Here is a 13998-nt window from a genome sequence, read left to right as displayed (position 1 = left end):
CCGGTGGGCCTGCTGCTGCTCGTCTGCCGTCTCGCCGCTCGCGACCTGCGCCGGCGCGGCGTCGAGACCGCATTGTTGCTGCTCGCCGTCCTGGCCGCCACCACGACGCTGACCCTGGGGCTGGTCCTGCGCGACGCGGCCGCCGATCCGTACCAGACCACCCGGGAGGCCACTCGAGGCCCGGACGTGGTCGCCTTCGCTGACGCCGCCGAGCTGGAAAAGTTGACTACCGCCGCGGGCGTTGCCGAGCACAGTGGCCCGTTCCCGGTCGCCGGGGCGAAATTCCAGGCATTTGGCCGTACGTCGGACGTGCAGGCGATCGGCCGGGACGCGGCACCCGCCACCGTCGACCAGCCCGCGCTGACCGACGGCGACTGGGTCAGCGACGGCGGCGTGGTGCTCGAGGCCTCCTTCGCCGCGGCCTACCGGGTCAAGGCGGGCGACCCGATCGCCCTGAACGGCCGGTCGTTCCGGGTCGCCGGCGTGGCGGTCACCGCGGCGATGGCCCCGTACCCCGCCTCGACCTGCCTGGTGCCCACCGGTTGCGTCAGTGGCGCCGTCACCGGCAAGCAGCTGCCGCCGGACCTGCTGAAGACCCCCGGCCTGATCTGGCTGACCCGGGCCGACGTGCAGCGCCTCGGCGCCGTCACGGCCGTGCTCAACCTGCGGCTGGACGAGCCCGGCGGCGCCCAGGCGTTCGTCGAGAGCCGCTCGGAAAGGATGGGCCTGACCACGTCGTCGGAGATCCTGGCCGAGGCCACCGAGCTGGCCCGTGACTCGCAGATCCTGCTGCTGATCGGCGCGTGGCTGCTCGCCCTGCTCGCGGCGGCCAGCCTCGCGGTCCTGGTCGGCGGCCGGATGGCCGACCAGACCCGGCGGGTTGGCCTGCTCAAGGCGGTCGGCGGCACGCCCGGCCTGGTCGCGGCGGTGCTGCTGGCCGAGTTCGTGCTGGTGTCCCTGGTCGCCGCCGCGGCCGGCCTGGCACTGGGCGCGCTGACCGCTCCCCTGCTCACCGGCGACAGCGCCGGCCTGATCGGCAGCGCGGGCACCCCGTCGCTGACCCCCGCCACGGTCGCGGTGGTGATCGCGGTGGCGCTGGCCGTGGCCGTTGCGGCGACCGTCGTGCCCACCCTGCGCGCGGTCCGGTCCAGCACGGTCAGCGCGCTGACCGACGCACCCCGCCCACCCCGCCGGGTGGGCTGGCTGATAGCGGTCTCGGCCCGCCTTCCGGTCACGCTCCTGTTGGCCGTACGCCTGGCAGCCCGCCGCCCGCGCCGGCTGGCGCTGGCGGTCCTGGTGGTCGCCATCACGGTCAGCGGCGTCTACGTGGCCCTGATCCTGGACGGCTTCCTGACCAGCGACCCGCAGGCCACCGGCTACGTCGAGTCCCAGGTGGCGGTGCTGCGCCGGGTTCTGGGCGTCTGGATGATCATCCTGCTGGCGCTGGCCGCGGTGAACGCCGTAGTGATCGCCTGGGCCACGGTCCTCGACAACCGGCACGCGTCCGCGCTGACCCGAGCCCTGGGCGCCACCCCCGGCGAGGTGTCCGCGGCCCTGGCCGCCGCCCAGGTCCTGCCCGCCGTGGCCGGCGCGATCCTGGGCGTGTTCCCGGGCGGCGTCGCCCTGTTCGCCGCCATCATGGCCATCACCGGCGGCGACGGCGACCGGGCCACGGCACCGTCTCTGTGGCAGCTGGCCGCGGTGGCCCTGGCCACCGTGGTCGTAGTGGCCGGCCTGACCGCGATCCCGGCCCGGCTCGGCGGCCGCCGCACGGTGTCCGAGACCCTTTAGTCCGAACACGCCTGACGGGCCTTCCCGCATGAGGGGAACAGCCGGTCCGCTGATTGTCCGAAGTGTTCGGCTGCCAGGGCTCGGCCGTTCGGCCGCGTGTCAGGGTTGTCGCGGTCGGTGATGATGGGACGGTGGCTAGGCGGATTCCCCGGCTACGGTCCGGGACGGTCGCGGCGTTCGCGGGGGCCGGCCTGCTGCTGGCGCTCGTCGCGTTCCTGCTCAATGAGGGACTCGACCGCGCCGACCAGTGGTCCAGTGTGCTGGCCGGAGCGGCGGCGCTGGTCAGCCTGACGATTTCGGCATATGGGTGGGCATCCGGCGGGTGGGCATCCGGCGGGCGGGCGCGGGCCGAGACGGTGCCGGTCGCGACGCCCTGGGGCACATTCCGGGTGCGGGCCGAGGTGCCGCGGCTGATGGCGGCGCAACTGCGGGCGGCGCAGTCCGTGCCGTACCGGGTGCCCGGTCAGGCCGGGCTGCCGATGGCGGCGATGTACGTCCGGCAGGACCTGGAAAGCCTGCGCGGGCCGGCCGGCGCCGAGCCGGGTGAGCTGGCCGCGGTGGAGCGCATCGAGGAACGCCGCACCGGGCAGACCCGGCTGCGGGTGATGCCGGCCGCGCGGCCGGTCGAGCAGGTGCTGGGCCGGCACCGGCATCTGCTCGTCGAGGGCGGGCCCGGGCTCGGCAAGTCGAGCCTGGCCCGTGACCTGGCGGGACGGCTGGCGCGGGCGTGGCTGCCCGGCGACGGCGACGGTACGCCGGCCGCCACGCCGGTGCTGCCGCTGCTGGTGTCGGCGCGCGCGCTGAGCCGGCACCGGGCACTGTCGTGGACCGCGGCGCTGGCCCGCGCGTACGCCGACGGGCTGGGCCAGCACGCCGACGAGGTGCCACCGGCCGACCTGCTGTCCACGGTGCCGGACGGGCTCACCTGGATGGTCATCGTGGACGGTCTGGACGAGGTGACCGGCACGCAACGGGAGGCGCTGGTCGACGTCATCGCCGAGCGCATGGCGCAGCCCGGCCAGGCCTACCGGATCGTGCTGCTCAGCCGGCCGCTCGGCGGTGCGGTCCGGCAGCGGATGCTGGGCGCCGGCGTCGGGATGTACACGCTGCTGCCGTTCAGCCGGACCGCGCTGCACGACTTCGCGGCCACCGCGTTCGCCACCACCCACGGCGACCAGCCGGCCGATCTGACCGCCCGGTTCCTGCGCCAGCTGCGCGCCGCCGACCTGGACGAGGTGGCGGCCATCCCGCTGCTGGCGACGATCGCGCTTACCGTGTTCGGCGCCGACCCGGGCCGGGGCCTGCCCCGCACCCGGTTCGGCCTGTACGAGCAGTACATCGCCATTCTGGCCGACGCCAGCGGTGGCCGCCGCCGCGACCTGCGCGCCCGGCTCAGGCAGCGGCTGGCCGGCACACCGGGCGGCCCGGCCGGGGTGGAGGCGGTCTTCGACCACGTGCAGTCCCTGGTGGAGCACCTGGCCCTGGTCCAGGTCGGCACCGAGGACTCGCTGCTGCGGGCGGCGTCCGACTGGTGCCGGGACGCCGGCCTGACCGGCCCGGCCGCACCGTGGGCCGCCGACCTGGTGGCCGACGTCCTCACCGGCACCGGCCTGCTGACCCGGCGCGGCACCGACCTGGCGTTCGTGCACCACACGTTCGCCGAGCACTTCGCGGCCGACCACTTCGCAACCGGTCTGCCGGCCGCCTTCGACCATCGCGACCCGGTGTGGCGCACGTGGATCGACCGCGGCCTGAACGGCGAGGATCTGGCCACCGCGGTGCTGGTCCGGTGGACGTGCCGGTCGGGGTCACCGCGGCTCGTCGACTGGCTGCAGCGGGGCTCGCAGACCCAGCAACTGCTCGCCGCCACGCTGATCGCCGACGGCGCGTCCGCCACCGAGTCCCAGGTGGCGGCCTGCCTCGAATACCTGGGCCTGCGATGGGCCACCATGGAGGGCAACCCGCACTCGGTCAAACTGCTGCGCCGCCTGCCACGGACCCCGGCGGTCCGGAGCTGGGCCCGCGAGCACGCGAACGAATCGCGGCACGGCCCCGAGTTCCAGGCGATCGCGGCCCGGGTCCTCGCCGACGACCCCGAGGTCGGCCGGGCGGACGTGGCCGCGGCCCTCCGGCGGCGGCTGGCCACGGCGCTGCTTCCCGTCGAGCGGACGGCGCTCGCCGAGACCCTGGCCGCGCTCGGCGAGCCCCACCAGCCGGATGCCGTACGGGCGCTGACCGCCGCGCTGCGCGATCCGCTGGCAACGGCACAGGAACGCACGACCACCGCCGAGGTACTGGCCTACCTCGGCGAGGCCGGCCGCGCGGCCCTGGACGACGAGTACCGGGCGATGACGGCTCGAACCGCGCTGCGACCGATCGACCGGGCGGCGATCGCGCGGGTGCTCGCCGAGGTCCGGCCGGACCGCCGCGAGGAGGCCGTGACCACCGTCCGGGCCGCGCTCGACGACCCCGGCACCTGGCGCCAGGACAGACTGCCGATCGCCCAGTTGCTGGCCGAACTCGAACCGGACAGCGGCGTCGCCAGGGAAGTGCTCCTGGCCACCGCACACCATCCCTACCTGGACTATCAGGAGCGGATCGAGGCGGCCCGGGCCCTGGCCGATCTCGGCACCGAGGAACGCCGTTCCGCCGGCCGGGCGCTGCTGGCCATCGCCGCGGTCGCGAATAAGGACACCCCGTGGGTGCGCGGGGACGCGGCCCAGCATCTCATCGATCTCGGCGCGGAATACCACGCCGCGGCGGCGGAACTCATCGGCCGGGTCCTGCGGGATCCGGCTGCGAACGCGTGGCGCTACCGGCTCTCGGCGGTAGCGCTCCTCCGGATGCCGGCCGCATTCCGCAACGACGTGCTGGCTCAGCTTCCCGCGGACCACGTCCCCCTTCCGGAGGACAACCGGGTCTGCGTGACCATCGCCCGAGCCGTGCTCGACCCCGCGACAGCACCGGTGGCGGCAGCGACCCTGCGCGGCGTCGCCGCGGACCCGTTCTCCTGTGAACGTGCCCGGCACGAGGCCGCGGTCATGCTCGCCGGCCTCGGCCCGGACGAACTCGAGGACGCCTGCGCCGCACTGACGGCCATCGCCCGGCGCGGTCCCGACTTCTGGGGTTACGCCGGCGTCTTCTGGCTGGCGATCGTGCGGCCGCAGATGCAGCCGGCCGCGGCCACGTGGCTGCGCAGGTCGCTCAGCGTCCCGCAGACGTCCCCCGGCGCCAAGGCGGTGCCGGCCCGCATGATGCTCGAAATACTTCCGGCCGAACGCGAACTCGCCGCCGCGACCTTGCTCACGGCCCTTCACTACGGACCGCTGCCACTGCACGAACACGAGGCCGGACCCGGCGCCCTGGCCGTGCTGAGCCGGGCGGCCCACCACCGGATGCTGGAGGTCCTCACCAGGGTCGCCACGGACGCCACGCTGAGTTCGCTGCACCGCATCCGGGTCTGCGGGGCGCTGGGCAGGCGCGGACCTGCCGAGCGCCGGACCGTGCTGCGGGTGGCCGGCAGCATCGCCCACGATCCGCACGAGCCCGCCCCCATCCGGGTGCTTGCCGCCGGTCTTCTCGGGCAGGCGCCCGCAGCGCGAGCGAGCGCCACCACCGCGTTGCAGGCGATGCTGGCCGACCCGCACACCCCGGCCCGCGACCGCATCGCCGCCGAAGCCGCCTGGGACCGGCTCGACGTCGACGGCCCGGATCCGGCAGCGGGCCGCCCGCACCGGATCGCCGCCGTGCAACAGATCGTGGACGATCCGGGTGCCCGGCCCGACGCGATCGTCGAGGCATACGAATGGTTCTGCCAGGTCGGTGCCGGATCTCGGGCCTCGGCGGATCTGATCGTCGAGCTGATCGCGGAGATACCGGACGGCGATCTGGTGTACCGCGCGGTCCGGCATCTCAAGGAGACCGCTGCCGCAGCCGACCGCGAGCGGGCCGTCGAGGCGCTGTCCGCACGCCTCGGCGATCCCTGCGTCTCGGCCGCCGACATCCATGCGGTCGCCATGGGTTCGTTGCTCGTCGCGCCGGAACACCGGGTCCGGCTGGAGCGGGAGCTGAGCGACGCACTGGTGCGGTGCCCGCTGCCGGCCCAGGTCGCCGGTCTGCTCCGCATCCAGGATTTCTCCGGGTTGCAGCTCAACAGCACCGTCCGGCGCGGCGCCACCGAACATCTGGCCGGGCTCAGCCGATCCGCCCATGACGACATCGATGTGCGGGTCGGCGCCGTGGCGGAACTCCATCACGCCGGGATGCACCACGAGGCGGCTGCTGCCGCAGCTCTGCTCCAGCATGACCCCCGGCTCTCCGCCCAGCGGAGATGCGTGCTGCTGTCGGCGCTCGCCCGGGTCCAGCCCGAGGGCACCGAGGCGGACCCACGGCTCACGGCGTTGGCACTCGGCGAGGAGTTTCCCCTCGACACCCGCCGCCGCGCGGCGCTCGTGGCAGCCGATCGTCCCGGCTGGCGGGCCGGGCTCCCGCCGGCGTCCACCGCCTGCACCCGGCTGGTCCTGGCGTTCGTCGACTTCCGGCTCGACCCCGCGGAGCCCGCGGTCAGTGTCGCGGTCCTGCGGGGGCTCGCTGCCGAGGGCCCGCTGCATCTGCGATGGCACGCCGCGTGCGTCCTTGCCGAGATCCACACCGGCCGGGCCCTCGCCGCCTCCGCCCTCGCCGCCCTGCTGCGCCGGCCGGACCTCGGCGTGCCGGACCGGTGCCGGATCGCCACGCTGATGGGACAGCTCGGACCGGCCGCCCGCGATCAGGCCGCGGCCGGCCTGGTCGCCGTTCTCGCAACATCCGGCCTCCGCGCCGCCGAACGCCGCGCCGCCGCCACCGCGCTCGCCGGGCTCAGCCCGGTCTACCGCGACGTGGCCGCCGCCCACCTGCTCTCCGACTCGTCCCGGGGGAAACAGCGTGCCCTGCCGTCGCTGGTCGCTCTCGCCGCCCTCAGCCCGGTGTACCGAGCCTGGGCCGTGAGGATGCTGACGGCGGTGCTGGACGACCCGGCCGCCGGCCCGGCCGACCGGCTGGACGCGGCGCTGGCCCTGTCCACCGTGTCCGGGCAGCAGTTCGACCACGGCCTGTCCGACGACGCGGTGCCGCTCCCGCTCCGCCTCCGGGCCGCCGGCCGGTTGCTCGCCGGCCGCCTGCCGGGCTGGCGCAGCGCCCTGCCGCTGCTCGAACGGGTGGCGGCCGACCGCTGCGTCCCGCTTCACCTGCGGCGGCAGGCAGCTCAGGTACTCCCCCGGCCGGCGGCCGGCGTGCTCCTCGAGATTTGCCGCGGCCCGGAGGTGCACCCGCACGACCGCCTCGAGTCGGCGATGTCGTTGTGCGCCGCCGGCCGGCACCAGCAGACGGCCCTCGAGACCCTGCGTGACCTGGCCCTGAAGCCGGACGTGCCGGCCCGGCTGCGCTGCCGGGCGGCCACCGAGGTGTACCGGCGGTCCGCGGCCGGGGCAACCGAGATGACCGCGGTGCTGCGTGAGATCCACCGCGACGAGACGCTGCCGGCGATGGTCCGCGCCACGGCCGGCCGGGACCTGGCCCGCCTGGATCCCGGGACGGCCGCGGAACTCCGCCGGGATCTGGCCGGATCTCCGCCCGGCATGCGGATCGCCGCGGCGTGGGCACTCGGTCAGGCGGACGACCGGTCCCGCCAGGAGGCCGTCGAGCGCCTGGACCACCTCGCGGCCGATCCGGCCACGCCGGCCCGTCAGTTGAGCAGAATCGCCCACCTGCGGCGGTCGATCGAACGCCTCAGCGAGCTCACCGGGATCCCCGACGACGGCTGGGCCGATCTGCGCTGAGAAAGCCGCCGGCCCTGAGCTGCCGGCGAAGCAGCTCAGGGCCGGGGAACGGGCGCGAGAACGGCGGGGGCTGTAACGCCGTGCTCAGCGGGCCCGGGTTACCTCGGAGGTAAGTCCGTGCCGACGCGGTCGACATGTGTAGTGGTCCGCCGGTGGGCAAAAGGTTGCCCCGCCCTCGAAGAAATTTCTCGAAGGCGGGGCCCGGACTTGGAACAGGGTCAGCGCGCGGCGCCGGCGCGGCGCTTCGTCCAGACGTCGAAGGCCACGGCGGCCAGCAGGACGGCGCCCTTGACCAGCATCACCTTGTCGGACTGGGCGCCGATCAGGCTCATGCCGTTGTTGATGACGCCCATGATCAGGCCGCCGGTGATGGCTCCGACCACCTTGCCGACGCCGCCCTGGACGGCGGCACCGCCGATGAACGCGGCCGCGATCGCGTCCAGTTCGAAGTTCTGGCCGGCGATCGGGTTGGCCTGGTTGAGCCGGCCCGAGAAGATGACGCCGGCCAGCGCGGCCAGCACGCCCATGTTCACGAAGATCCAGAAGACCACCGATTTGACGCGTACGCCGGAAAGGGTTGCCGCCTGGAGGTTGCCGCCCACCGCATAGATCTGCCGGCCGAAGACCGACTTGTTGGCCAGCAGCGAGTAACCCAGCACCAGGGCGGCCAGCAGCACCAGCACCCAGGGCAGGTTGCGGAAGCGGGCCAGCTGGATGACCACGAACATGACCACGACGGCGGCCACCGCGATCTTGATGAAGAACAGCGGCAGCGGGTCGACCGCCTGGCCGTAGGCGAGCCGGCCGGCCCGGGCCCGCCACTGGCTGACCACGATGCCGGCCACCGCGACCACGCCGATCAGCAGGCTGAACAGGTCGGCGCCACCGAGCACGCCCAGGCCGATGTTGCCCAGGTAGCCCTCGGTGAAGCCGTTGGCCAGGGTGCGCACCTCGTCCGGGAACGGGCCGATGCCCCGGTTGCCCAGGATGGTCAGCGTGATGGCCCGGAACAGCAGCATGCCGGCCAGCGTGACGATGAACGCGGGAATGCCGAAGTACGCCACCCAGTAGCCCTGCCAGGCACCGATCGCGCCACCGATGATCAGCGTCGCCACCAGCGCGACGGGCCACGCGATGTCGTGCTGCACCATCATCACCGAGGCGACCGCACCGGTCGCGGCCACCACCGAGCCCACCGACAGGTCGATGTGCCCGGCGATGATCACCAGGATCATCCCGATCGCCAGGATCAGGATGTACGAGTTCTGCACGATGATGTTGCTGATGTTCTGCGGCGCCAGCATGTCGCCGCCGGTGAGCACCGTGAACAGCAGCACGATCAGCGCGAACGCGATGTAGATGCCGCTCTGCCGCAGGTTGAGCGAGAACCGGCCGCGGCCGGTGCCGTCGGGGGCGGCGGGCGTGGTGTCCAGGGCGAGATCGGCATTGGTCGGTGCGACGCTCATTTGCCTGCCTCCTGTCCGGCGGTCATGAGGGTCATCAGGCCCTCCTGGGTGGCCTCGGCGCGGGGCACCTCACCGGTGATCCGGCCGGCCGAGAGGGTGTAGACGCGGTCGCAGAGCCCGAGCAGTTCGGGCAGTTCGCTGGAGATGAACAGCACGGCCTTGCCCTGGTCGGCGAGCGCGTTGATGATCGTGTAGATCTCATATTTCGCACCGACGTCGATGCCGCGGGTCGGCTCGTCGAGGATCAGCACGTCCGGGTCCGTGAAGATCCATTTGGAGAGTACGACCTTCTGCTGGTTGCCGCCGGAGAGCTTGCCGGTGATGCTCGAGACGCTCGGCGCCTTGATGTTCATGCTCTTGCGGAACTCGTCGGCGACCTTGTACTCCTCGTTGTCGTCGACCCAGCCGCGTTTCGCCAGTTTGCCGAGCGCGGCGGCGGACACGTTGCGCTTGATGTCCTCGATCAGGTTGAGGCCGTACCGCTTGCGGTCCTCCGTGGCGTACGCGATGCCGTGTCTGATCGCCTCCTGCACGGACCGCAACCGGATCTCCTGGCCGTCCTTGAAGATCCGCCCGGTGATGTTCGCGCCGTAGGCGCGGCCGAAGATGCTCATCGCGAGCTCGGTGCGGCCGGCGCCCATCAGCCCGGCGAGTCCCACGATCTCGCCGCGCCGCAGGGTGAGGTTGGCGTTGCGCACCACCAGCCGCCCGTGCTGGGTGGGGCTGTGCACGGACCAGTCCTCGATCCGCAGGATCTCCGCGCCGATGGTCGGCTCGTGCGGCGGGAACCGGTGGTCGAGGTCGCGGCCCACCATGCCGGAGATGATCTTGTCTTCGGTGAGGCCCTCGACGTCGTACGTGGTGATGGTCCGGCCGTCCCGCAGAATGGTGACGCGGTCGGCGATGGCCAGCACCTCGTTCAGCTTGTGCGAAATGATCACGCAGGTGATGCCCTGCTCGCGCAGGCCGCGCAGCAGGTCGAGCAGGTGCGCCGAGTCCTCGTCGTTGAGCGCCGCGGTGGGCTCGTCGAGGATCAGCAGCCGGACCTCCTTGGACAGGGCCTTGGCGATCTCGACCAGCTGCTGCTTGCCGACGCCGAGGTCGAGCACCTGGGTGACCGGATTTTCCCGCAGGCCGACCCGCCGGAGCAGGTCGGCGGCCGCGGCGTTGGTGCGGTTCCAGTCGATCATCCCGCGCTTGGACTGCTCGTTGCCGAGGAAGATGTTCTCGGCGATGGACAGATTCGGCGCGAGCGCCAGCTCCTGGTGGATGATCACGATGCCGCGGTGCTCGCTGTCGCGGATCCCGGAGAACCGGCACGGCTCGTCGGAGAAGGTGATCTCACCCTCGTAGTCGCCGTGCGGGTAGACGCCGGAAAGCACCTTCATCAGGGTGGACTTCCCGGCGCCGTTCTCCCCGCAGATCGCGTGGATCTCGCCGCGGAGCACCTCCAGGTTGACGTCCGAGAGCGCCTTCACGCCCGGGAACGTCTTGGTGATGCTCCGCATGCGGAGGATGGCCTCGGTCATGACCCGAGCTGGGCCTCGGTGTAGTACCCGGTGTCCACAAGCTCCTTCTTGTAGTTGGTCTTGTCCACGATCACCGACTGGAGCAGCATCGACGGCACGACCTTCACGCCGTTGTCGTAGTCCGTCGTGTTGTTGGTCTGCGGGGCCTGGCCCTTGAGCACGGCGTCGGCCATCTCGACCGTGGTCTTGGCCAGCTGCCGGGTGTCCTTGTAGATGGTCGCGTACTGCTCGTCCGCGATGATCGACTTGACCGAGGCGAGCTCGGCGTCCTGGCCGGTGACAACCGGGTACTTCTGCGCCGCGGTGCCGTAGCCGCTGGACTTCAGCGCGGACAGGATGCCGATCGAGAGGCCGTCGTACGGCGAGAGCACGCCGTCGACCTTGACGTCGCCCTTGTAGGTCGAGGTCAGCAGGTTCTCCATGCGCTTCTGCGCGGTGGCCGGGTCCCAGCGCAGGATGGCGACGGTCTTGAAGTCGGTCTGTCCGCTCTTGACGGTCAGCGTCTTGTTGTCCAGGAAAGGCTTGAGCACGCTCATCGCGCCGTTGAAGAAGAAGGTGGCGTTGTTGTCGTCCGGCGAGCCGGCGAACAGCTCGATGTTGAACGGGCCCTTGGCGCTGCCCGGCGTCCCGTCCGCGTTGAGCACCTTGAGGCCGACCAGCAGCGAGGTCGCCTGCTGCACGCCGACCTTGAAGTTGTCGAAGGTGGCGTAGTAGTCGACGTTCGGGCTGTCCCGGATGAGCCGGTCGTAGGCGATGACCGGGATCTTGTTGGCCTTCGCGTTCTCCAGCTGCGTGGTGATCGCGGTGCCGTCGATCGACGCGATGATCAGCAGCTTCGCGCCCTTGGTGATCTGGTTGTCGAGCTGCTGCGTCTGGGTCGGGATGTCGTTCTCGGCGTACTGCAGGTCGACGGTGTATCCGAGGGCCTCGAGCTGCTTTTTGACGTTGTCACCGTCGGAGATCCACCGCTCCGACGACTTGGTGGGCATCGTGACGCCGACGAGCGCGCCCTTGTTGTCGCCCGCCGCGGGCGCCTGGTCGGCGGTCTTCTCGCTGGAACCGCACGCGGCCAGCGCGGCGACAAGGGCGACGGCGGAGGCGACTGCCCCCATCCGGTTGAGTCTCATAGCGCGTAACTCCTTCGCTCGGGGGGCAGCAGCGTGCGGTCGAGTGTGAACGCTAACAACAGGCCTGTCAACGGCCGTCGGCAACGTCGGCGACATGTAGAGGAAACTTAATATCGATGCTTAGCGCAACCGTTAGCCGAGACCCAATTGTTATCGATAACAGCGGGTATCCCGGCGCGTGCTAGATCTCGAACCTATCGCTTTCTAATTCCGGAATACCGGAGTAGCGTAGGCGACATGAACGCCGACGAGATGGCACGGGAGCTCGCCAGCCTGGGCCGCCGGGTGGCCGCGCTCGAGGCCACCGCCCGCCCGCCCGCCGTCCCCGCCATGCTCGACCAGCATCTCGACGCCGACACCGTGCTCTACGCCGGCCTCGGCGGCTGGGACGGCCAGACCCTGGCGTGGCAGGTCGTCCGCGGCTGGGACGAGATCCGGTCCGCGCCGGCCGACGCCAGCGCCGGCGTGCTGGCCGCCCTGGCCAACCCCACCCGGGTCCGCATCGCGACCGAGTTGCTGCGCCGCCGGCTCACCACCGCCGAGCTGGCCCAGCGGCTCGACCAGCCCTCCCCCGGCCAGCTGTTCCACCACCTCAAGGAGTTGCTCGCGGCCGGCGTGGTCCACCAGCCCGAACGCGGCACCTACGCGGTCCGCGAGCAACACGTGATCCCGCTGCTGTCCGTGCTGTGCGCGGTGCTCGACCTGCGCCCGTCGGTGCCCTGGGAGGACTCATGATCGAGCCGGTGGAGCGGTTCCGGGCCCGGTCCGGCGCGCCGGGGGTGGCCGTGGCGCTGGTGCCCGCCACCGGCCCGGTCGACGTGGTGGCCCGCGGTGAACGCGTCCGCGGCGGCGACGACCCGGTCACCCCGGACGACCGGTGGCACATCGGCTCCTGCATGAAGGCGATGACCGCGGTGACCGTGGCCCGGTTCGCCGAGCGCGGCGAGCTGGACTGGTCCGCGCCGGTGGCGTCGCTGTTCGACGGGGACGCCGACGCCGGCTGGCGGCAGGTCACGCTGGCCGACGTACTGGTGCACACGGCCGGGATGCCGGCCAACCCGACAGCCGACCGGATGCGGGCGGCGCTGACCGATCCGGCACCGGTGACGGCGCAACGGGCACTGCTCGCGGCGGACACTCTGGCGCTTCCGCCGTCGGAGCCGGGGAGGTTCCGGTATTCCAATCTCGGCTACACGCTGGTGGGGGCGGCGCTGGAGCGGATGACCGGAAAGCCGTTCGAGGACGTACTCACCGATGAGGTACTGCGGCCGCTGGGCATCACCAGCGGTGGTTTCGGGCCGCCCGGTGACGGGCAGCCGCGCGGGCACCGGGCCCGGTGGCGGGGCTTCGGTCGCGGCCCGGCGATCGAGCCGGACAGCACGTCGCTGACATACCCGCCGGACAACCCGCCGCTGCTCTCCCCCGCCGGCCGGCTGCATTCGACCCTCGGCGACTGGGCCCTCTTCATGCGCACGTTTCTCGACCAACCCGGCCGCCTGATCGGGCCGGAGTCGATCGAGCGGATCTGCACCCCGCCCGCCGGGGTGGCCACCCAGCAGGGCATGGGCTGGTGGATTCCCACCCGCGGGCCGTTGCTGGACCGGGTGGCGTACGTGCAGCAGGGCTCGAACACCCGCTGGGTGGCCACCGCCGCCGTGTCCCGCGACCGCAGCCGGGCCGCGCTGGTCGCCTGCAACGACGGCCGCACCCGGATGTTCGGCAGCACCGTGCGCCTGGCGCTCGACGTCCTCGATTCCTAGAGGATGGCGTCCAGCCCGGCCTCGAACAGGTCGTCGTCCGGTGCGGCCCGGCCGGTCGCCTCGGTCAGCGCCGACCCGATCACATAGTTCGCCAGCACCCGGGTGATCACCGTGAGCCGCCGTCCCGCATAGCCGCCGCGGGCCAGCGCACTCTGCAGGAACTCGGTGCGGGCCAGCACGTTCGGACCCACCACCGGCCGGCCGATCAGCCCCGGCGCCCACGGGTGCCGCAGCATGGCCAGCCGCCACTCCCGGAGCAGTCCTCGAGCGTCGTCCCGCCAGTCCGCGCCGGCCGCCGGGAGCGGCACGTCACCGAAGATCCGGTCAACGGCCAGATCCAGTACGTCGTCCTTGGTCTTGACGTGCCAGTAGAGCGCCGTGGCGGTGACCGCCAGCCGGCCGGCGAGGCGGCGCATGGTGAGCCCGTGCGCCCCGCCCTCGTCGAGCAGCGCCACGGCCGTCGCGACGATCCGCTCGGTGGTCACCGGTTCCCTGTCCCGCACGGCTCC

8 protein-coding genes are annotated in these 13998 nt (G+C 72.3%); 4 read left to right on the top strand and 4 right to left on the bottom strand.

The features are described from left to right. Positions 1-3: 3 nt before the first annotated feature. The gene (locus tag Ari01nite_RS40690) at positions 4-1791 is read left to right on the top strand and encodes an FtsX-like permease family protein (protein ID WP_203788775.1); all 1788 of its coding nucleotides are present in this window, start codon (positions 4-6) and stop codon (positions 1789-1791) included. Between the two features lie 131 nt (positions 1792-1922). Further along, the gene (locus tag Ari01nite_RS40685) at positions 1923-7607 is read left to right on the top strand and encodes a hypothetical protein (protein ID WP_203788773.1); all 5685 of its coding nucleotides are present in this window, start codon (positions 1923-1925) and stop codon (positions 7605-7607) included. Between the two features lie 218 nt (positions 7608-7825). Here the strand turns inward: Ari01nite_RS40685 and mmsB are convergent, their stop codons facing one another. From mmsB to chvE, 3 genes are read right to left on the bottom strand one after another with little or no spacing between them, the layout of a single operon-like run. Beyond that, entirely contained in the window at positions 7826-9073 is a 1248-nt protein-coding gene (mmsB, locus tag Ari01nite_RS40680; protein ID WP_203788771.1) for a multiple monosaccharide ABC transporter permease, read from the bottom strand. Then, the gene (mmsA, locus tag Ari01nite_RS40675) at positions 9070-10602 is read right to left on the bottom strand and encodes a multiple monosaccharide ABC transporter ATP-binding protein (RefSeq protein ID WP_203788769.1); all 1533 of its coding nucleotides are present in this window, start codon (positions 10600-10602) and stop codon (positions 9070-9072) included. Before mmsA ends, mmsB begins: the two co-directional genes overlap by 4 nt. Next, on the bottom strand, positions 10599-11729 hold the full coding sequence (chvE, locus tag Ari01nite_RS40670) for a multiple monosaccharide ABC transporter substrate-binding protein (protein WP_239163442.1): 1131 nt from the start codon (positions 11727-11729) through the stop codon (positions 10599-10601). Before chvE ends, mmsA begins: the two co-directional genes overlap by 4 nt. A 237-nt stretch (positions 11730-11966) precedes the next feature. On the opposite strand from chvE, the gene Ari01nite_RS40665 reads away from it, so the two are divergent. Both Ari01nite_RS40665 and Ari01nite_RS40660 read left to right on the top strand, forming a co-directional pair. Continuing rightward, positions 11967-12464 (top strand): ArsR/SmtB family transcription factor, encoded by a 498-nt coding sequence (locus Ari01nite_RS40665; RefSeq protein ID WP_203788766.1) that lies wholly within the window; start codon positions 11967-11969, stop codon positions 12462-12464. Beyond that, positions 12461-13489: a serine hydrolase domain-containing protein gene (locus Ari01nite_RS40660; protein WP_203788764.1), complete on the top strand. Its 1029-nt coding sequence runs from the start codon at positions 12461-12463 to the stop codon at positions 13487-13489. Before Ari01nite_RS40665 ends, Ari01nite_RS40660 begins: the two co-directional genes overlap by 4 nt. Here the strand turns inward: Ari01nite_RS40660 and Ari01nite_RS40655 are convergent. Beyond that, positions 13486-13992, bottom strand: a complete 507-nt coding sequence (locus Ari01nite_RS40655) for a TetR/AcrR family transcriptional regulator C-terminal domain-containing protein (RefSeq protein WP_239163441.1) — start codon at positions 13990-13992, stop codon at positions 13486-13488. The two genes, Ari01nite_RS40660 and Ari01nite_RS40655, sit on opposite strands and share 4 nt — an antisense overlap. Positions 13993-13998: the final 6 nt, after the last annotated feature.

This window comes from Paractinoplanes rishiriensis, from assembly GCF_016862375.1.
GTDB lineage: Bacteria > Actinomycetota > Actinomycetes > Mycobacteriales > Micromonosporaceae > Actinoplanes > Actinoplanes rishiriensis.
The sequence above is the reverse complement of the archived record's forward strand: the minus strand, read 5'-3'. Positions and strand labels throughout refer to the sequence as shown.

What these genes read in the sequence shown, in the direction of transcription:
- mmsB (WP_203788771.1), bottom strand. Translation starts at nt 9,073, where the DNA reads ATGAGCGTCGCACCGACCAATGCCGATCTCGCCCTGGACACCACGCCC.
- mmsA (WP_203788769.1), bottom strand. Translation starts at nt 10,602, where the DNA reads ATGACCGAGGCCATCCTCCGCATGCGGAGCATCACCAAGACGTTCCCG.
- chvE (WP_239163442.1), bottom strand. Translation starts at nt 11,729, where the DNA reads ATGAGACTCAACCGGATGGGGGCAGTCGCCTCCGCCGTCGCCCTTGTC.
- Ari01nite_RS40665 (WP_203788766.1), top strand. Translation starts at nt 11,967, where the DNA reads ATGAACGCCGACGAGATGGCACGGGAGCTCGCCAGCCTGGGCCGCCGG.
- Ari01nite_RS40660 (WP_203788764.1), top strand. Translation starts at nt 12,461, where the DNA reads ATGATCGAGCCGGTGGAGCGGTTCCGGGCCCGGTCCGGCGCGCCGGGG.